The sequence below is a fragment of the Photobacterium sp. AWH4_225 genome (genome assembly GCF_056158405.1).
Genome location: NZ_JBSWTF010000001.1, coordinates 3,048,079 through 3,068,764, shown reverse-complemented (window position 1 = coordinate 3,068,764; position 20,686 = coordinate 3,048,079). Strand labels below are relative to the sequence as shown.

At 38.3% G+C, this 20,686-nt stretch carries 18 protein-coding genes; 14 read left to right on the top strand and 4 right to left on the bottom strand.

The window, feature by feature from the left end; translation table 11 throughout:
* Positions 1-599: 599 nt before the first annotated feature.
* The 4 genes from ACXAD4_RS14195 to ACXAD4_RS14180 form a co-directional block, all read right to left on the bottom strand.
* Positions 600-2,831: a YjbH domain-containing protein gene (locus ACXAD4_RS14195; protein ID WP_475242299.1), complete on the bottom strand. Its 2,232-nt coding sequence runs from the start codon at positions 2,829-2,831 to the stop codon at positions 600-602.
* Positions 2,831-3,688: a capsule biosynthesis GfcC family protein gene (locus tag ACXAD4_RS14190; RefSeq protein ID WP_475242297.1), complete on the bottom strand. Its 858-nt coding sequence runs from the start codon at positions 3,686-3,688 to the stop codon at positions 2,831-2,833. The genes ACXAD4_RS14195 and ACXAD4_RS14190 overlap by 1 nt, the downstream gene beginning before the upstream one ends.
* Positions 3,689-3,698: 10 nt before the next feature.
* Entirely contained in the window at positions 3,699-4,436 is a 738-nt protein-coding gene (locus ACXAD4_RS14185) for a YjbF family lipoprotein (protein ID WP_475242295.1), read from the bottom strand.
* Between the two features lie 142 nt (positions 4,437-4,578).
* Positions 4,579-4,887: a hypothetical protein gene (locus tag ACXAD4_RS14180; RefSeq protein WP_475242293.1), complete on the bottom strand. Its 309-nt coding sequence runs from the start codon at positions 4,885-4,887 to the stop codon at positions 4,579-4,581.
* A 766-nt stretch (positions 4,888-5,653) separates the two neighbouring features.
* Here ACXAD4_RS14180 and ACXAD4_RS14175 point away from each other — a divergent pair.
* From ACXAD4_RS14175 to ACXAD4_RS14110, 14 genes are read left to right on the top strand one after another with little or no spacing between them, the layout of a single operon-like run.
* Entirely contained in the window at positions 5,654-6,814 is a 1,161-nt protein-coding gene (locus ACXAD4_RS14175) for a polysaccharide export protein (protein WP_475242292.1), read from the top strand.
* A 49-nt stretch (positions 6,815-6,863) separates the two neighbouring features.
* Positions 6,864-9,017 (top strand): polysaccharide biosynthesis tyrosine autokinase, encoded by a 2,154-nt coding sequence (locus ACXAD4_RS14170; RefSeq protein WP_475242291.1) that lies wholly within the window; start codon positions 6,864-6,866, stop codon positions 9,015-9,017.
* A gap of 60 nt (positions 9,018-9,077) precedes the next feature.
* Positions 9,078-10,301, top strand: coding sequence for a polysaccharide biosynthesis protein (locus ACXAD4_RS14165; RefSeq protein ID WP_475242289.1), 1,224 nt, complete (start codon positions 9,078-9,080; stop codon positions 10,299-10,301).
* Complete coding sequence (locus ACXAD4_RS14160; protein WP_475242288.1) at positions 10,294-11,508, top strand: EpsG family protein; 1,215 nt, start codon at positions 10,294-10,296, stop codon at positions 11,506-11,508. The genes ACXAD4_RS14165 and ACXAD4_RS14160 overlap by 8 nt, the downstream gene beginning before the upstream one ends.
* A gap of 12 nt (positions 11,509-11,520) precedes the next feature.
* Positions 11,521-12,477 (top strand): GT-D fold domain-containing protein, encoded by a 957-nt coding sequence (locus tag ACXAD4_RS14155; RefSeq protein WP_475242286.1) that lies wholly within the window; start codon positions 11,521-11,523, stop codon positions 12,475-12,477.
* A gap of 4 nt (positions 12,478-12,481) precedes the next feature.
* On the top strand, positions 12,482-13,393 hold the full coding sequence (locus tag ACXAD4_RS14150) for a hypothetical protein (protein ID WP_475242285.1): 912 nt from the start codon (positions 12,482-12,484) through the stop codon (positions 13,391-13,393).
* 11 nt (positions 13,394-13,404) lie between these two features.
* Complete coding sequence (locus ACXAD4_RS14145; RefSeq protein ID WP_475242284.1) at positions 13,405-14,523, top strand: glycosyltransferase family 4 protein; 1,119 nt, start codon at positions 13,405-13,407, stop codon at positions 14,521-14,523.
* Positions 14,524-14,531: 8 nt separating this feature from the next.
* Positions 14,532-15,638, top strand: coding sequence for a GDP-mannose 4,6-dehydratase (gene gmd, locus ACXAD4_RS14140; RefSeq protein ID WP_475242283.1), 1,107 nt, complete (start codon positions 14,532-14,534; stop codon positions 15,636-15,638).
* A 16-nt stretch (positions 15,639-15,654) separates the two neighbouring features.
* Entirely contained in the window at positions 15,655-16,614 is a 960-nt protein-coding gene (gene fcl / locus ACXAD4_RS14135) for a GDP-L-fucose synthase (RefSeq protein ID WP_475242796.1), read from the top strand.
* 9 nt (positions 16,615-16,623) lie between these two features.
* Complete coding sequence (locus ACXAD4_RS14130; protein ID WP_475242282.1) at positions 16,624-17,079, top strand: GDP-mannose mannosyl hydrolase; 456 nt, start codon at positions 16,624-16,626, stop codon at positions 17,077-17,079.
* Positions 17,080-17,097: 18 nt separating this feature from the next.
* Positions 17,098-18,534 (top strand): mannose-1-phosphate guanylyltransferase/mannose-6-phosphate isomerase, encoded by a 1,437-nt coding sequence (locus tag ACXAD4_RS14125; RefSeq protein ID WP_475242281.1) that lies wholly within the window; start codon positions 17,098-17,100, stop codon positions 18,532-18,534.
* Positions 18,527-19,273 carry a WecB/TagA/CpsF family glycosyltransferase gene (locus tag ACXAD4_RS14120; RefSeq protein ID WP_475242280.1) on the top strand — a complete coding sequence of 249 codons (747 nt, stop codon included), beginning with the start codon at positions 18,527-18,529 and terminating at the stop codon, positions 19,271-19,273. Before ACXAD4_RS14125 ends, ACXAD4_RS14120 begins: the two co-directional genes overlap by 8 nt.
* Positions 19,270-19,833 carry an acyltransferase gene (locus tag ACXAD4_RS14115; protein ID WP_475242279.1) on the top strand — a complete coding sequence of 188 codons (564 nt, stop codon included), beginning with the start codon at positions 19,270-19,272 and terminating at the stop codon, positions 19,831-19,833. The genes ACXAD4_RS14120 and ACXAD4_RS14115 overlap by 4 nt, the downstream gene beginning before the upstream one ends.
* A complete protein-coding gene (locus ACXAD4_RS14110) occupies positions 19,834-20,685 on the top strand; it encodes a polysaccharide deacetylase family protein (protein ID WP_475242277.1) in 852 nt (283 codons plus the stop codon).
* Position 20,686 lies beyond the last annotated feature (1 nt).

The window sequence follows — 20,686 nt, the reverse complement described above, 5'->3', positions numbered from 1 at the left end:
ATTTACTTATGATAGCCGATCTCACACAGTTAAGGGGCAGAGTAAAAAAAATATACGCTCAATGTCACAAAATTGAGACGACCAGAAACGAGCTAACCTTAAACTTTATGTGTTAAATTGAATATTGTGAAAGATAATTCAATAACTTATCGGATATCATGTTTACCTTGTTATGCCTAACTAAGTGTTCATTGCTGTACGTAAAGGATTGCTTTTAGAGGGCGTTTTTATGACTTTTTCTGATGTGTCTATCAATATAGCAAAGCCTTTACATGCTTACTGTCAGACAGTTGACGCTATTTCCTGTTCTGTCTCATTGGCCTTTTTACCCTGACTAAACCGTCTCATCTCGTAGCATAATGTATGAAACATGCAGTAATCCTGGCCTCAGGGATATCCAATTATTATGAAAAGAGCCCCAGCTATTTGCACAGCATAATTTCATGCGAGTCATTTTTCAGCCCTAAATAAAAGAAAACCTCACTCAAAAAGATGAGTGAGGTTTAATACTGTAATCAGGTTTACAATCCTTCAGGACCACAGGACCACAGGACCACAGGACCACAGGACCACAGGACCACAGGACCACAGGACCGCTCTTACTGCGGCTTCCTCCCATACCACGGCGACCTTGCATCGGTCACGCTGTAAAGCTCGTACTTGCGGTTCAGCATCTGGCCGCCATCACGAGTCAGCGGTAGCCACGAAATCGTCGCCCGGTTGGTGCTCGGTTTCACCGTCATCACATCAAATGGAATGGAGAGGTAGAAGCCCTTGTTGTAGCTGCCTTCACCAAATTCATCGGCAGATAGGTTAGTCTGGGCAACAAAGGCCCCGGCAACCACCCCACTGTCGAATTGTTTTGAGAAGTCGACCGTTATCCCGTAGTCTTCCGTCAGGTACTGACCGGCACTGACCTTGAACAGTGTATTCGGCAACCATTCCCACTGCGGCTGGTAGTACAGGGTGGCATGACCGGTTGGCGCGCCGGTCTGTACCCGGTAGTTACGGTTGGTGATAGGGTCGTACTGGACTTCTTCGTTAAAGAAGCCGAATTGGGAATCTGGATCGCGCTGGACGACATAGTTCAAATCGACACCCAAGGCCCAGTTGCTGTTTTGTGGGCGGTAAAGCACCTCACCACCGACGCCACCGAACATCATTTCCAGATAACCACCGTAGGCCTGTGCGTACCAGTTTTCACTAAGGCGATCCATCCAGGTCAGTTGGAGGTTATCCATCCGGACTGGATTGTCATTGATATATTGGCGCACCAATGTACGGACACGTTTCAGATCGGTACCATCAGGCGGCACGTCATAAAGGAACTTGTCGTAGTTATCATAGATGTTGAAGTACACTGAGCCACCTAGCTCAAAGTTATCACTCAGCCAGTAGTTTGCCCCAGCGGTAACCCCGATATTGAACAGGTAGAAGTTCTCTGAGCCACCGATAGACTGTTGCCATACCGGTGCAAAGTTGATATCCCAATCCTTATTGGATTTGGCATACAGCTGACCTTCGGGGTCAGTAGCTTCGCCAACGGTGGTCGCATCGCTTACTTTCGGGTCGAAGTATTCGACATTGGCCACTTTGGCAAATTGTTCAGGGTCGAATACCGTTTCGGTCATCGGTTGGCGGTTGGCGGTTTCGATGATCTTGTAGCTCTCAACGTCAAGGCTCTTATTCGCTAGGATAGTGCCTGCACGCTCGTGGGCTTCATCGCGGTCACGGTATTTGGTTTGCGGTGCTACTACGGTAATGGATTTGTCGTCAGCATACAGGCGAGGGTCTTCATAACCAGCTATTTGATGTAAATCCTGAGCAAGTTGTTCCCATTCTTGACCAGATAGTTCATCGACTGACTTCTTATCTTCACCCGAAGGTGGTTGATAGTCAGGAGCCGGGTTGTTATACCAGTTGGCCTTAAGATCATTAAAGTTTGTATGTAGATTAAAACCGAAGGTCCATGTGGTTCCGCGCTCATAACTCAAACGTAAGTCGCCCCAATTACCCAATCGGTAAAGTACGCCGTAGTTGAATTTACTTTTTTGGGACATATCAATGTCACCATATAATGATGGAAAGTCGCTCTCATAGTCATTTGCATCATATTCTACTTTAAAGCGTAATGGCTTATGGTGCGTTTGATATTCGAGACCACCAAATATTGCACTACAGCCAGTAAACCAGTTGCTATAATCTACTGAACCACCATTGTTTCTTGATTCTGTGTCTCTATTACAATTATAAGATGATTTATTACCACTTAAATTTGCGCTGTTACCAATGTAACCCCAACCTATACCTAACGTTATATCAAAAGGCCCATAATGCTTGCTAGCTGCAATGTACTCTCCATCAAAAAGGCCAGTACCGCCAATATCTCTAAATCCTATTGATGTCTCTGGAAGCCAGAAGCTTTCTTCAATCAAGCGGAATTTTAAATCAATGCCTTTATCTGTTAGCTTAGTGTCTCCACTGAAATCAGGATTAGGGCTATACAGTAAATCTTGTACTAAAGTATAACGAATAGTGGTTTCTAGCCAAGGCATTAACTGCAGCGAGACAGTGTAATGGTGGTATTCATCATTGAAAGTGCCAGAAACATTGATTTCGCCTTCACGAGCCACGCGACCAGAGGGCATTTGGATTAAGCCAACCCCACCAAAGTCGGTTTGTGAGGGAGTAAATTCGGGATAATTAAAGTCATCGGCCTCGGCATGGAGTACGGGTAATAGGGCGAGAGTAATTGCCGATAGCCGAATTCCCGACAATTTAAGACTTGTCAGAGCCTTGCCTGAAAAGGAGGAGTTTACAGCAGGTTTCATTACAGCGCCTTATTCCTTAGCAAGTTGATAATCTCATCATTGAGCGATTGATAGCCAGCAGGTAAGTTGTCAAAACCTAAATAGACAATAGCACCGGGGGCGATATCTTTGTGTTCTTTGTTCCAATAGGCAATAGGGTGCTCCTCGATAACACCGTCTGGTTGAATAACCGTCGCGATACTGTTGTCGCTATAAGATGTATTGCCAACTCGCTCTATGTATTGACTAGCACTGGTGCGTGTCACCCAAGGTTGCTCAGAATTGTATTGTACGGCACCTAGCACCCATACAGAGTCTGGCCGTGAGGGTAAGACAAGAGTCATAGGCCTTGAAAACTGTTGTGTTGAAATAATCGGGTTAGATGCCTTATTAATACGTACCAAGTCGTAATCAAGTGGTGTAAATAGGCGCTCACCAATCTCAAACTGAATTAGCTGAGTAGCCAATTGCTGATAAGTGTCTCGTTCAGCTGGTTCAACCAACTCTGACGCTTGCTCTAGTTGACGAATGATGTTGGCTTTATCTGAGTGAGGAAACTCTTTATAGATTCCGGCCCCTGTCCAGTAGACAGGCTGATTGCTCTTCTCTTCAGTCGTCGGTAACAAAGTAATGTTTGTGATAGTGTCAGCCAGAACTTGCTCAAGGCGCACTGCTTGATGGTAGTTGAGTTGCAGATGTCTAGCGTGCTGTCGGCTGTTAAATACCTCAATGGTAATATCTGATGTCAATGATGAATTGACTGTGCTGCTTTCATTTGCTGTGACTAGTGGAGCGAAAATTAAGGTTGAGTAAAACGTCAGCACGATAGGGAATATCGACGACATAACTTTGATTGTTTTTTTCAATAAATTAACCATTTTACTTCCTTTATGCAAATGGCTTCAAAATGGTAAGTTCAATGTATGGCAAGCTCGGAGCTGGCTTTTGACGAGTCTTAATCACTTTACCATTAACCGGTGATAGCCAGTACTCATTGTTGTAAGACATATTCAACTTTTCTATCGAGATTGTTTCAACAAAGTACAGCACATCGATAGGCTTTTCATTCACCATGATGACCTGCTTACCTTGAGCTTCAAATTGCGATAGGACCTTATAGCCGTAGTGATATCCAGGCTGCCAATCCAGGGTGTATTGCCAATTGGTTGGAGTACCTGATTTATGTAACCCTAATACAAGAGGATCAGTGAAATTACTTTCAATACTGATCACATTTCCCAGCGGTAGATTTAAGGTTTTTACCAAACGGCCAGCCTGTGTGACGAGCATTCCTTCGTCAGAAGAAAGCCACTTTAGAAGAGGAGGCTTAGGAGAGCTAGCTGTCTTTGCGTTGATGTTATGGCTGAAATGCGGGGATTCTTCAGCTAGTGCTAATACCATGAATGCTTGTGGACCGTCTTCTATTCGCGCATAGAGGCTGGCATAGGGTAGTTGATCAATATCTGTCGCATTAAGAGCTGCATCGTCTTCACCCAGAAAAGCTAAGCTCATGGTGTCGTTAACATCTTTAAAGTTCTGGCTGCAACCTGAAGTTAGGGACACAAAGGCGGTGAGAGAAATTAGGGCAAATGTAGACCATAAAGGTCTTATTTGGTTATAGTCCATGATTAAGTGTTACTCCCTAAAAAGTGTACTGACAGTAATCAAAATACAAAACGCTAAGCTGTGATTAAAGAAAATAACCGCACATATGTGCGGTTATGAGTGTAAGTCGACAGTAACCTTGAAAACGTCGGAGCGTTTTCTATTAACCTTGAGTTACAGAAAGTGACGTTGTTGTATTGTTGCTGCCACCAGAACTTGCTGCAGCAACCCCAGCAACTGCAACAGCTGAAGCTACCGCGACCGTTGTCGCTGTAATACCGCCAGCCGCCGCCGCCGTTGCACCAGCAGTACCGGCAGCAGCACCAGTTGATGCAGTAGTTGTCGCAGTTGTGGCTGCAGTTGTAGATGCACCTGTACCGCCAGTCGCACCAGCAGTTGCTCCCGTTTCAGTGGCAGCAAACGCAGTGCTGGCCATTGATAGTGCAGCAAGTAGCGCAAGTGTTTTTTTCATCCCATTTCCTTACTTGTAATCGAGAGTTTATAAAAAGGTTTCATAAAAAAACCTAAAACAAGCATTAGTTGCTCTCTATGCAATAATATGGTGATTAACGAAATTCCGCAATGCATCTAGATAATTGTCATAAAAGAGTTTTCTTTTTTCTTAAGTTCGGAAGTGTGAAAAAGAGAGATTCTTCCCAATAATCATTGATGGAGATACTGATAAGAACATCCAAAGGGTGATTTAGATGTGCTACATGCCATTCAAAAGTTTTATAATGTTTTTGAAAGGTTCTGAATTGGGTTTAAAACGTTAAAAAACAGAACTTTAAATAGGGTTCCTTATGGCTGCTTGAAATTAAGCTACAAAATTCATATTCCTATCAAAAGTGATTCGTTGTAAAATGGCTGACACTTTTTTATGGTTATCTATGTTTGTTGAGTAAGAGATAACAATCAAGCTGCTATCTATAGCTAGTGAGGGTAAAAAAGCTTCAAAATTGTTGATCTACGGTCATTGGGAACCATAACCTAAGGGCGGTAGCATGTCCAAATGCAAGCCAAACTGCTTGGAATGTCCTAATTTTTCAGTCGCTATTCTTCGGTTAATTTAAGGTTTTGCATTCGAACAATCAAAAGGGACAAGATCCCCCACGGTAGTTGTACATTTAACTGATACTTCTGTTTGTCGGATAACCTATGTTGGCAACTACTCACTCATCTTTACACTGACTTATCATATAGATAGGTTGTTGTTTTAATTTATACGTATAAACAATATGCATTTCACTAAGAAGCTCCTAATCAGCACCATGGCGACTGCTATGTTGGCGGGTTGTACAGTGCCTGGTTCACACTTAAGTGTCGATGACAAAGTTGTTGTCTCAGATGGTATTGAGCAAGACATGTCAAAACAAATCAATGTGTATCCACTTACTGCCAGTCAAGTAAATCAATTCAAATCCCCAAGAGTATACTCTCAGGTTAATATTGCGCTTGATGCAGAAATTGCACGGTATCAATACCGTATTGGTCCCGGAGATATTTTAAATATCACGATCTGGGATCATCCAGAGCTAACAATTCCTGCGGGCTCATATCGTAGTTCAGCAGAAGCCGGTAACTGGGTACATGCTAACGGTACAATTTTCTACCCTTACATTGGTACGGTGAAGGTTGAAGGCAAAACTGTTACTGAAGTCCGTGATGTTATTGCAAAGCGCTTAGCGGAATATATCGAAAGCCCACAAGTCGATGTCAATGTCGCTTCGTTCCGCTCGCAAAAAGCCTACATTACCGGTGAAGTAAACAAACCCGGTCAACAGCCTATTACTAATGTTCCAATGACTTTGTTAGATGCGATTAATGCTGCTGGTGGATTAGCGAGTGAAGCAGACTGGCGAAATGTAACATTAACGCGTAATGGTAAAGAAGAAAACTTATCACTTTATGGGCTCATGCAACGTGGGGACTTGACTCAAAACCGCTTACTACGCCCTGGTGATATCGTACACGTACCACGAAACGATAATCAAAAAGTATTTGTGATGGGTGAGGTCAACGATCCAAAATTGCTCAAAATTGATCGAGCAGGTATGAGTCTAACAGAAGCGCTAAGTAACGTGGGCGGCATCAATGAACTCTCTGCTGATGCTACAGGTGTGTTTGTCATCCGCAGTAATATTTCAAAAATCAACGTTGCTGGTAGTAATACTGATAGGCATCAAAATTCTGCCATCGCAGATGTTTATCAATTAAATATTAAAGATGCTTCTGCTCTGGTCATTGGTACTGAGTTCGATTTGCAGCCTTACGATATTGTCTATGTCACTGCAGCACCAATTAGTCGTTGGAATCGTGTAATGGCTCAGCTTCTACCTACAATTAATGGATTTAACAATTTAACCGAAGGTGCATTGCGCGTACGTAATTGGCCATAGGTTAGCAGTTCTATCGTAACTCCAAATTTTGAAGAGTGAATAAAAAGTCATGAGCATTCCTCATAATATACAAGCCAAACAAAGTTCTGAGCAACTAGATTTAGGTGAGCTGTTTGGTACTTTCATAGATAATCGCTGGAGTATTATCGCGATTACATTTTTATTTGCCATTGTAGGTGTAGCGTATGCTTTATTAGCAACACCTATCTACAAAGCAGATTCATTGATTCAGGTAGAAAAAAAATCTTCTGGAATGCCGGCCTTAGGTGAAATGGGAGAATTATTTGCAAGTGAATCCTCCTCTTCAACAGAAGTTGAAATAATTAAGTCGAGAATGATTTTAGGAGAAACAGTTGATAAGTTAAATTTAACAACTGTTGTGTTACCTAATTATGTTCCAATTGTTGGTAAAGGCTTTGCACGGATACAAGGTGATAAGAAAGAGTTAGCAATTTCTCGCTTTGAGGTGCCAAAAAATCTTACAAATACACCGTTTCAACTTAAAGTATTAAATAAACTTACTGGTGAATATGAGCTTATTGATGAAAATGAAAAATCAGTTCTAAAAGGACAGGTTGGAAAATTAGCTCAGCAAGGTGAAATAAAGGTATTTGTAGTTGACTTGTCAGCAAAAAATGGAGATGAGTTTACTTTATTCAAGCGTACTCAATTGGAAGCTATTCAATGGCTCCAAAAAAACCTAACCGTGAGTGAAAGAGGGAAGCAAACAGGTATCCTTCAATTAAGTCTTATTGGTGAAGATCCTAAAGAAATAGAAGTGATTTTGAATGATATTAGTAATAACTACTTTCTTCAAAATGTTGCTCGTAACTCTGCTGAAGCAGAAAATAGCTTACAATTTTTAAGTTCTCACTTACCTGATATAAAATCGCAACTTACCGCTTCTGAAGATAAACTGAATAAATATCGTCAGGAAAGTGAATCCATAGACTTGGGGCTTGAAGCAAAATCTACACTTGATGTAATGGTAACAATAGAAGCGCAATTAAATGAGTTAACATTTAAAGAAAGTGAAATATCACAACGTTTTACCAAAGAGCATCCTGCATATTTATCTCTTCTTGATAAACGATCAACTCTACTAGGTGAGCGCGAGCGTTTGAATCAGCAAATTCAAAAACTACCGAAAACACAGCGAGAAATACTTCGATTAACAAGAGATGTGGAAGTTAATCAACAAATATATGTACAACTATTAAATAAAGTTCAAGAGTTAAATATTATTAAGGCTAGTACTGTCGGTAATGTAAGAATTTTAGATAAAGCAGAAGCTCACAATCGAGCTGTTAAACCTGAAAAAACGTTTATTGTTGTGCTATCGACAATTATTGGCTTTATTTTATCTATTGGTGTTGCTTTCCTGAGAGCAACATTGCATCGTGGAGTTGAAACACCTGATGAAGTAGAGGCTATCGGCTTGCCTGTTTATGCTAGTATTCCAATGTCTGACTGGCAAGTTGAGTTAGAGAAAAAGCAAAAAAGTAAAATTAAATTGAGTGTTAATGATACTTTGCTTGCTGTATCCAACCCTGCAGATTTATCAATTGAAGCTTTGCGCAGTCTCCGTACGAGTTTACATTTCGCAATGATGGAGGCTAAGAATAATATACTAATGATTTCTGGTCCAAGTCCCGGTATTGGTAAGTCTTTTGTTTCGGCAAATATGGCAGCAGTTGTCGCGCAATCTGGTCGGAGTGTTTTGGTGATTGATGCCGATATGCGTAAAGGGCAGATGGAAAAACAAATGGCTGTGGACTCAAAACCAGGTTTATCTGATTATTTAAGTGGTCAGTCTGATGTTGAGAATTTAATTAAGCACCCTGGTGTTGAAGGTATGCAATTTATTGGTCGAGGTGATGTTCCGCCAAATCCATCGGAGCTATTAATGCATCCTCGCTTTAAAAAACTTATGGACTGGGCATCAGAAAATTATGATTTAGTTATAGTTGATACTCCGCCTATTTTAGCTGTTACTGATCCTGCTATTGTCGGTACTCATGCTGGTACTACACTACTTGTTGGTCGCTTTGGTCAAAATGCTGTAAAAGAGATAGAAATTACAAAACAACGGTTTGAACAAAATGGAATTACTGTAAAAGGTTTTATTCTCAATGCTGTTGTAAGAAAAGCAAGTAGTAACTATGGTGGAAATTACGGTTACTATAACTATTCTTATAAATAAATGAATATAACATGAGGTTTTTATTTTAAAAGCCTCATGTTTTCTATCAATAGTAATGTCATGTTGCAAATAAAATCATATAAAAGTCAAGTCGTTTACTCTATCTTAATTAAAGTTATATCTGTTATATCAACACTATTATTGACCAGATTGTTGATATCCAACCTTGGTGTTGAAGAGTACGGTATTTGGGCTACAATTTTTTCTATATTTACTATGGCTGGTTTTTTGAATTTCGGGGTAGGTCCAGTTATTCATAATATTGTTGCAAATAAAGAAAATGATTGGAGAAAAAATCTAACATCACAATTGATAGTAACTGCTATTGTTTCTATAGTGTCTTTTGTTATTATCAAGTTATTATCAAACAGTCTCCTAGGTGATAAATATTTAGCTAATGTAACATCAATTGTAATGTCTTTGATTATAATGCAGACATCATTACTTAGAATTTTTATTGCTGAAAGAAAGGCATATTATGCTGAATTGCTTCCTTGTATTATAAGTATTACATTTCTGTGTTTAATTTCTTCAAGGTTTATAGAGTTTACAAGTGCATCTATTGCAATAACTCATTACCTTTATATTTATGTATTAATATTGCTTTCATTACTAATCAAAATTTTACTGGGAAACTATATTGTAAGAGTTGATTTTGGGTTTCTATTAAAAAACTTAACTGAGGTTTTTAATAAAAACTTGGGTTTCTTCTTTGCTCAGATACTTTTGTTTGTTCTATATCAACTAGCACCAGTGATAATTTTTAAATTGTTATCTTCTACAGATGTTGCTGTGTATGATGTTTTTAATAAATTTTATTTACAGTTTATTGTATTAGCAGGAATTTTATATAGGCCTCTAATAACAGAGTTTTCTTCGGGTAGTCTCAGTGAAACAACTAAAATAATCGCAATAATCAATAAAAAGATTAAGCTGATATTACCCCTTCTTTTTGTTGTTTCATTTTGTCTACCATATATTATTCTTTTGATATTTGATCTTGATGTGTTTGATAAGTACGAAGTTGGCTTTTTAAGAGCGATTTCAGTTTCTTTGCAAATATTAATTATACCATATACATATTTTCTGAATGCGAAGTTGTATGTAAAAGGTCAAGTTTTGTCATTGCTAGTATCTTGTTTGATTTTCTTTTCGTTGATTGTAATAGCAATGAATATAAATATAGTAAGTATAAATATAGTAATCATAGCTAATATTATTTCAATATTGCCATATGGGATCTTCTGTTTTTATAGTACTAAAAGAGCATTAGTTAATGATTAATTCTTCACAGAATATTTTCTTTGTAGCTATGATGCTTGTGTGCTCGATCATAGCTTTAATATTGCCTGTTTATCTACCTGTCATATTAGTTTTTTTTCTTCTTATTAAGCCAGTGAACAACGAAAAAGCCTTATTTATTACAATCGCGTCTTTAATGATTGTCCTTTTGAGTTTGGTTGGGGCGTTAAGGGATCCATTAACAAGTACTGACTTGTTGGCTAACTATTATAATTTTGATTATATTGGAAAAAACACACTATTAACGATATATGATAATTATGGTAAGGACTATTTATACTTCACCATATTGAAAGTAATATCATTATTTACTTCTGATTTTTACTGGGTGAAGTTCTCCATCTGCTTTATCTTCTATACAAATATTTTTTTATCATTTTATAAACTGCTTTCAAGTAATCATATATCGAGAAGTGCATACTTAACAACAATTATAATTGTTTATCTTAATCCACTTTTTATCGACTTACTTTTACACGTAACAAGACAAATGCTAGCTTTATCTTTTTTGATGATAGCGTTAGTAAATTTAGTCACAAAGGACAAAACACCATTTATATCTTCGAGCTTAATGTTTAGCCTTCATCAGTCAACTATTGTATTTTTACCATTTATTTTCTTTAGAACTGAAATTTTCAAAGTCAGGTTTTGGTTTGTTTTCAGTGTAATTATAATTGGCTTTTACTTTAGTTTAAGTTCCAGTGTGGCTGATATTATTTCGAGTTTGTTCTCTGGGATAAAGATTACTGCGGTAGAGCACGCGGTTAATATTGCAAATAGTATGAAGGAAGAAGGTCAGGTACAGAAGTACTTTATATTTCTTTCCATTTTTATAATACTTCTGACATATTATGTCATTTCTCATTTGAATATATTGACATCATCAAAGTGGAACAGAGTTTTTTATCTTTTCCTGTTGTCTTTTTTTATTTATGCATCAACTGTTTCTATACCTGTTTTAGGCGGAAGATACGCATTTTATCAATATGCATTTTATATATTGATGATACCTATAATATTTGATTATTTTCTTAAATCTGAACTTAAATTATCATTATTTACTTCTTGCTTGGTTATTCTTGTAATGATTTTGTACACAAATTTGAAATTCAGCTCAAATTTGTGGATCAATATGCATGCTCCCGTTAATGTGACAACTTTAAGTTTTTTTGAATTACTGATTATATGAGTTGGTTTAGCTATGAATTTTAAGTACTTACTAAAAAGAGCCTTATCACCTAAGCAGCGTGATAATTTAAAAAAAATCCCAGGCTACTTTTTACTGAAAAAAGTTTTGTATGATCAAAGCAGTTCAAAATACCCTTCCAAAATAATAAGTCCTGGCGAGTCAAACTTAGTAATTACAAAATCAATAAATGATAACACAGGGATGCTAATATCACGATTAGGTAGTACCGAAATACCAATAATTAGTGCATATAATAAGAAGGAAAAATATAATCCACTACACAAAAAAGTTATGATAACTAACGGTGGTTTTTTTCCAATCTATAACAATCATAAAGATAAATTATCTTTAGACCGTTTTTCGGAATTATTCGAAGAGTCTATTGAACAAATAGATCTGTTGGGTGTAAGTATGATTCCTGGAGAGTCAGAAATCATAAGTAGATTGTGCCCATCAGCATCATTAACTAAATTATCATCTTTAGAGCCTTTTTTCTTTGATGAACCTTGGAGTTATCATTTGAAAGGCAAGAGGGTCTTAGTTATTCATCCTTTTGTGGATTCAATAAAAAAACAATACAAAGATAAAGAAAATATATTTAGTGAAAAAATATTACCTTCTTTTGATCTTATGACTATTGCAGCCGTTCAAAGCCTTGGTGGGAATTCAGAGTTTAGCTCATGGTTTGACGCATTAGATTCTATGAAGTCAGAAATAGATAAATATTCTTTTGATGTGGCTATTATTGGTGCTGGTTTATACGGGTTGCCATTAGCTAAGTATATTAAAGATAAAGGAAAGGTGGCTATTCATTTAGGTGGAGCAACTCAAATTATGTTTGGTGTAAAAGGGAAGCGGTGGGAAAATAATCCTAAATTTCATAATGTAATTAATGAAAATTGGATATCTCCGTCAGAAGAAGAAACTCCAAAATCGTCAAAAAATGTTGAAGATGCATGCTATTGGTAATTATATGAATGGATATGACGAAAATTTTTCACCAATCGTTATTTTTGGATTTAACAGACCAGACTTGATAAAACAGTTGCTGTTGTCTCTGCAAAATTGTGAGTTATCATCAAAATGTAATGTTTATGTTTTTATCGATGGGCCTCGAAATGAATTGGATATTGGACCCATAAATGAAACATTTAGAATAGCAAATTCTTTCGCAGATTCTTTTTTAAATTTCAATGTTGAAAAAAGTGATAACAATAAAGGCTTAGCGCGTTCTGTTATTACTGGAGTTTCATCAATTATTTCAAAGTATAAGAAAGTAATTGTTCTTGAAGATGATTTGGTTTTATCTAATGATTTCTTAATCTACATGAATGAGTCTTTAGACTACTACCAAAGTCATAAGAAGGTTGGCTCCATAAGTGGATTTTCTTTCGATCATGGAGCCGATTTTCATACAAAGAATTATTTTCATCCAAGGCCATGTTCTTGGGGCTGGGCTACTTGGGCTGATCGTTGGAATAATATTGATTGGGATTACCGCCCATCAAATATTTTCGAATCTACCCGACTAAGATTTTGGTCTCACTCTGTGGGTCATGATGTTTTCCGCATGTACAAAAATAGACTTTATGGAAAAAATAATAGTTGGGCAATATTGTGGACAATAGATCATATCAGAAATAATCAAATTTGCTCATATCCAAGAATTACTCGTGTTGATAACCAAGGCTTTGGTGATATAACTGCTACTCATTGTAAAAATGATAAGTTTTTGCCTGTTAATTTCAATCCCTGCGTCAGTGAAAGCTATTGTTTTAATAACGATGTCAAAGTTGACCAACAGTTAAGAAAACTTCTTAATTATTACTACAGCAATAGATATAAGATTAAAAATAAAATTCTAAGTTTTTTAAAAATTAAATAATGGGTTGATAAGTGAAAAATAAAGTTTTACTTGTGTTACATACAAGCCCACCTTCACACGGTGCTTCTGCTGTTGGTGATTTTATTAAAAGTAATAAAAAAATCAATAAATCTATAGATGCTAGATATGTATCAATATTATCTTCAAATGAAATTTCAGATATTGGTGGTTTTAGTCTAAAGAAGATATGGTATTTTCTATGTACGGCATTTAATATCATTGTGAATTTAGTTAGGTTTAGACCTGATACAATTTATTTTACATCATCAGTAAAAGGTTTTGCATTCTATCGTGATCTTTTACTTTCATTATTTTGGAAAACATACAAAATATTTAAACCTAGAACTAAAGTTTTTTATCACTATCATACAAAGGGTGTAAAAAAATTCATAGGTAATAACAAAAATAGAAAGAGAGCCGTTAGTTACTTTCTTAATGATGTAAATGTTATAGTTCTATCTAAAGCTTTAACATTTGATTTTGATGATATTTGCTCTATCAAAAATATTTATATTCTTCCTAATGGAATAGAAGATAAAATTGATTGCGAATCATTTGAGTCAATTTTAACAAATCGTTCATCAAAAGACTCCATTGATGTATTGTATTTGTCAAACATGATACCTTCTAAAGGATGCTTTAGGGTTCTTCATTTAGCTAAACATTATAAAAATGATAAGTATAAGTTTCATTTTGCTGGTGGTTGGAAGTCTAATGATGATAAAAAATATTTTTTTGACTATGTAGAGCAAAATGACCTAAAAGATTCTGTTTTTTATCATGGTTTTGTAAGTGGAGAGAAAAAATCAAAGTTGCTATCTAATGCAAATGCGCTTGTTTTTCCTACAACTTACCCATTTGAAACTTTTGGCTTAGTATTAATTGAAGCATTATCCTTTGGTGTTCCTCTTGTTGCTAGCAATGAAGCATCAATCCCTCTTATTGTCGATAGATGCGGAGTTGTTATAAATAATGTCGATGATCATGAACAGCTAAAAAATGGTCTTGATAAAGTTATTATGGAGTATAATAACACTGAAGTTTATATGGATTGTAGAAATCGCTATTTGAATTTTTATAGTAGCAGTGTTTTTGAAGATAAATTTTTATCAATAATAAATATTGAATAGGTTATAGTGTGAAAAAAGCATTTATTACAGGTATTACTGGGCAAGACGGCTCTTATCTTGCCGAACTTCTTCTTGAAAAAGGCTATGAAGTACATGGGCTTATTCGTCGTGCCTCCTCTTTTAATACTGAGCGTGTAGATGAAGTTTGTAATACGAATGACAACATTCACCTGCACTATGGTGATCTGACTGATTCATCGAATCTAATCCGCTTGGTCAAAGAAATTCAGCCAGATGAGATTTATAATCTAGGTGCAATGTCTCATGTTGCGGTATCTTTCGAATCACCAGAATATGCTGCTGATGTCGATGCTATGGGGACAATTCGCCTGCTTGAAGCTATCCGTATTAATGGCCTTGAGAAGAAGACCCGTTTCTACCAGGCATCAACGTCTGAGCTATACGGTGAGGTACAGGAAATTCCTCAGCGTGAAACTACTCCATTCCACCCTCGCTCACCGTATGCTGTCGCTAAAATGTACGCTTACTGGATCACGGTTAACTACCGTGAGTCTTACGGCATGTATGCGTGTAACGGTATTCTGTTCAACCACGAATCACCGCGCCGTGGTGAAACTTTCGTGACCCGTAAAATCACCCGCACTATCGCGAACATCTCCCAGGGGCTGGAGTCTGGCTTGCAGCTAGGTAATATGGATGCACTGCGTGACTGGGGCCATGCCAAAGATTACGTACGCATGCAGTGGATGATGCTACAACAGGAGCAAGCTGACGATTTTGTTATTGCCACAGGCAAGCAAATTTCAGTTCGAGAGTTCGTGCGTATGTCTGCTAAAGAAGCAGGTATTGATCTTGAGTTTTCTGGTAAAGGTGTTGATGAGATTGCGACCGTTACAGCAGTCGATGCTGACAAAGCCCCAAGTGTTAAAATAGGTGATGTTATCGTTCGTGTTAATCCGAAATACTTCCGCCCGGCTGAAGTAGAAACCTTGCTTGGCGACCCTACAAAAGCGAAGCAAAAGCTGGGCTGGGTGCCAGAGATTACTGTTGAGCAGATGTGTGCCGAGATGGTTCAAGCAGATGTCTGCAAAGCGAAGCAGCATGCACTTTTGAAAGCCAACGGCTTTGATGTTGCGATTTCACTTGAGAACTAAGGTGAGCGACTTGTCGATTAAACGTGTATTTGTTGCCGGCCATAAGGGTATGGTGGGTTCGGCTATTGTCCGCCAATTGTCTCAGCGTGACGATATTGAATTGGTGGTTCGTGACCGCTCTGAATTAGACCTTACTAATCAGCAGGCTGTGTCTGAGTTTTTTGCTAAAGAGAACATTGATCAGGTGTATTTGGCTGCCGCCAAGGTGGGGGGCATTCATGCGAACAACACTTACCCAGCTGAGTTCATCTATGAAAACTTGGTGATGGAGTGCAACATTATCCATGCTTCACACCAGTCAGGTGTCCAAAACTTGCTGTTCCTCGGTTCGTCTTGCATTTATCCTAAATTGGCCGAGCAGCCAATGACAGAAACCACGCTGTTGACTGGAACATTAGAAGCAACTAATGAGCCGTATGCCATTGCCAAGATTGCCGGTATCAAGCTTTGCGAGTCGTACAACCGCCAGTATGGTCGTGACTACCGCAGTGTGATGCCGACCAATCTGTACGGTGAGAATGATAATTTCCATCCGGCTAACTCGCACGTTATCCCTGCCTTGATGCGCCGCTTCCATGAAGCCAAGCTTCGCGGTGATAAGGAAGTGGTTGTGTGGGGTACTGGCACACCGATGCGTGAATTCCTGTTTGTTGACGATATGGCAGCGGCTTCTATCCATGTGATGGAGTTGTCAACGGATGTGTATGAGGCCAATACTGAGCCGATGCTATCGCACATCAATGTGGGAACTGGCGTGGATTGTACTATCCGCGAGATGGCCGAAACCATGGCCCGTGTGGTGGGTTTTGAGGGCGATATCGTCTTTGATAGCACCAAGCCGGACGGTACGCCGCGTAAACTTATGGATGTCAGTCGCTTGGCTGACCTTGGCTGGCGCTACAGTGTCGAGCTGGAGCAAGGCCTAGCGCACACTTACCAGTGGTTCCTGGAAAACCAGGATAACTTCAGAGCCTAAGGGGGAGATATGGTACAACGTTTGGAGACAGAGTTATTCAAACAGGTTGTTGCCCTTACCCCGCTGGTTTCGATTGACTTGATTGTTCGCAATCAACAGGGACAGGTGCTGCTGGGGCAGCGCCTGAACCGTCCAGCTAAAGGGTATTGGTTCGTTCCCGGTGGACGAATTTGCAAGGACGAAACGATGGCCTCGGCCTTTACCCGCTTGGTTAAGGAAGAGCTGGGCATAGGGCGGGAGCTTACACAGGCAACGTGCCTGGGTCCTTATGAGCACTTCTATACCGATAATTTTTCGGGCACCGACTTTACCACTCACTATGTTGTTCTTGGCTACCGCTTAGACGCCGAGATTACATTAACCGATTTACCAAAAGAGCAGCATGGCCACTACCGGTGGTTTGATGTCGACGAGTTACTTCAAGCTGATGATGTCCATGACAATACCAAGCTGTACTTTCAATAATCTGATTCTGTTGATGATATGTTATTACCAGTAATTATGGCCGGTGGCTCGGGTAGCCGCCTTTGGCCGTTATCGCGTACCCTATACCCTAAACAGTTCCTAGCGTTGACAGGCCAGGAAACCATGCTTCAAGAAACTGTGAGCCGTTTGTCGGCTTTTCCTCATCAATCCCCGCTGTTTATCTGTAATGAAGAGCATCGTTTTATTGTTGCGGAGCAGCTGCGTCAAGCCAATATGGCCCATAGTGGAATTATTCTCGAGCCAGTAGGACGTAATACAGCTCCTGCAATTGCCTTAGCTGCTTTGCAAGCGACGCAGAATGGTGACGATCCGCTGTTATTGGTTCTAGCTGCAGACCATGTAATTCAGAATAACCAAGCTTTTGCCGATGCTGTGACTGAGGCCGTCCCTCAAGCTGAAGAGGGCAAATTGGTAACCTTTGGTATCATACCCACCGCACCTGAGACCGGTTATGGTTATATTCAGCAAGGGGGCGCGGTTTCTGAGTCAGCGTATGAAGTGGCGGCATTTGTGGAGAAGCCAAATCTTCAGACAGCGCAAGAGTATTTGGATACAGGCGGGTACTACTGGAACAGTGGGATGTTTCTGTTCCGTGCTTCACGCTATCTGGCCGAATTGGAAGTACACCGCCCGGAGATGCTATCAGCATGTCGTAAGGCGTTATCATGCTCGTTACTTGATCTTGATTTTATCAGACTAAATGCAGAGGCTTTCTCTTCTTGTCCTGATGACTCCATTGATTATGCAGTTATGGAGAAAACACGGGATGCCGTTGTTGTTCCAATGGATGCGAAATGGAGTGATGTTGGCTCTTGGTCGGCACTATGGGATGTTAACGCTAAAGATGAGCAAGGAAATGCTATTCGTGGTGATGTTCTTACCGTAGATACAACAGATAGCTACTTATACTCTCAAAATAAACTAGTTACAGCTGTTGGTGTTGATAATCTTGTGATCGTGGAGACTAAAGATGCGGTACTTGTTGCTAATAAAGATAAAGTTCAAGATGTAAAAGACATAGTATCATTACTAAAAGAAAAAAATAGAACCGAGTTTTTGCAACATCGAGAGGTATATCGACCATGGGGAACTCATGACGCAATTGCAGAAGGTGATAGATTTCATGTAAAGCATTTAAAAATTAAACCAGGTGAAAGTACGGCATTACAACTACATTACAATAGAGCTGAGCATTGGGTTGTTGTTCAAGGAACTGCAGTTGTAAAAAATGCTGAAGATACTTATATTTTAAGTGAGAATGAATCTACATACATACCAATTGGTTCTGCTCATCGTATTATAAATCCTGGGAAAGTTGAACTTCACTTAATAGAAGTTAAATCTGGGCCATATTTGGATGATGATGATGTGGTTAGGATAGAAGAATATAGCCAAAATAGTGAAGAAAAACTAAGAGAGGTGAGTTTTGAATAAAAACAATTTCATCGGTATTGATTTTTTGTTTAATGAAAAAGAAATTATCACTGCGGTTGAGCAAAGTGTGAAATCGGGAGAGGTTAAATATATTTGTGCTGTAAATGGAAATATTGCCTCTCTATGTAGACATGATAATGAATATAAAAGTATCATTAATAACTCTTACTTCAATTTATGCGATGGCTCAGTTTTAGCAAAATCATATAGTTTGCTCTATCGTGAGGATGTCGAATCATACCCTGGTCCTGATTTTTTTATTGATACTATTAAAAAGAAAAAATACAAATCATTTTTTCTAGGTACGTCAAATGAAGAGTTAGCAGGTTTAAAAAAACAATTGTCGGAAATTGATAATAATGTCCAGTCAATGACATTTTTCTCTCCTCCTTTTGCTGCAGTTGAAGATTTTGATTACCCAACTATTGCTAAAATGATAAATTCAAGTGGAGCAGATATTATTTGGGTCGCGCTTGGTGCTCCTAAACAAGAACGATTCATGTCTAAATTGAAGCCACACTTAAATAAAGGGGTAATGGTTGGTGTTGGCGCCGCTTTTGTCTTCTATAGTGGCGGTAATATTGAACGAGCACCTGAAATTATACGAAGATTGAAAATTGAATGGTTGTATCGACTATTTAAAGACCCTAAAAGAATACTTCCAAGGTTAAGACGTCAGTTTAGAGACCTCCCAATATTAATTGTTAATGAGTATTTAAAAATTAAGAGAGAGTCATGAGCCAGTCGATTACATTTAAATTTTTAAAATATATTGGTTTTAATCTATCAGAAGGTGAATACGGTAATATATCACTATTAAAAGCGGCAAAGCGAGGGATAGCTGGAGTTTTTAAAGCTATTGCATTGAAGTACTGTATGTACTCTGTGATATTAGCACCATTAAATTATCGTTTAATTCGGCCTTATCTTTGGCGTAAAATTGGAGCTAAAGTCGGAAAAGGTGTTTTTATTGGTTACGATGTTTGGATGGATTATACAAACTCCGAGTTGATAGAGGTTGGTGATGGAGCACATATAACAACTAGGTGCATAATTTTATGTCATCAAAGAGATTTGTCATCATACGCTCTGGGCAATGATTCAACTAAATTACCATATCTTAAGAAGAAAGTTTCTATCGGAAATAATGTTATGATTGGTATGGGTAGCATTATTATGCCAGGAGTTACAATAGGTGAGGGCTCAATTATTGGGGCCAACTCAACAGTTACTCGTGATATTCCACCATGGTCTATTGCAACAGGATCTCCTGCAAAAGTCGTAAAAAAGGTACAGTAAATGAAAGTATTAACTTTTGATATTGAAGAGTGGTTTCATATTCTTGATCATAATTCGACTAAAACGGTAGATTCATGGCGTAATTTCGAATACAGATTAGATATGAATATGGATAGAATATTTAATTTGTTAGAAAGTAACAATCAAAAGGCAACTTTTTTTTGCTTAGGATGGGTTGCTAGGGAGTTCCCTCATATAATAAGAAAAATTGACGAATTAGGTCATGAAGTGGCATGTCACTCAGATTTACATCAATTAGTATATGAGCAGGATAAAGCTGCTTTCTCGAATGACTTGCGAAGTTCTATATCAAGTATTGAGGATGTTGTTGGCAAGAAAGTTATATCATATAGAGCTCCTGGTTTTTCTGTCACTGAGGGTACAGAGTGGTTTTTTGAAGAGTTAATTCATAACGGCATTAAAAGTGACTCTTCAATTTTTCCTGCTGTTAGAGCTCATGGTGGTTATCCAAGTTTTGTGGACTCTAGCCCGACTTTAGTCGACTTTAAAGGGGAAGTTATTAAAGAATTCCCTATTAACTTATTTGAAGTTAATAAATTTAAGCTTGTTTTTTCTGGGGGAGGTTATTTTAGAATGTTACCATACCCTATTATCAAGTCATTATTTAATAAAAGTGACTATGTTATGACATATTTTCACCCTAGAGACTTTGACTCAACTCAGCCGATCATTGAAGATCTCAGTGTTTTTAGAAAGTTCAAGTCATATGTTGGCCTTAAAAAAGCTTATGGAAAATTAGAAAGCCTTCTTAATGATTTTGATTTTGTTGATCTTAAAGAGGCTGATTCATCAATTAATTGGACCGAAGTGAAAACTCTTTCTATTAAGTGAG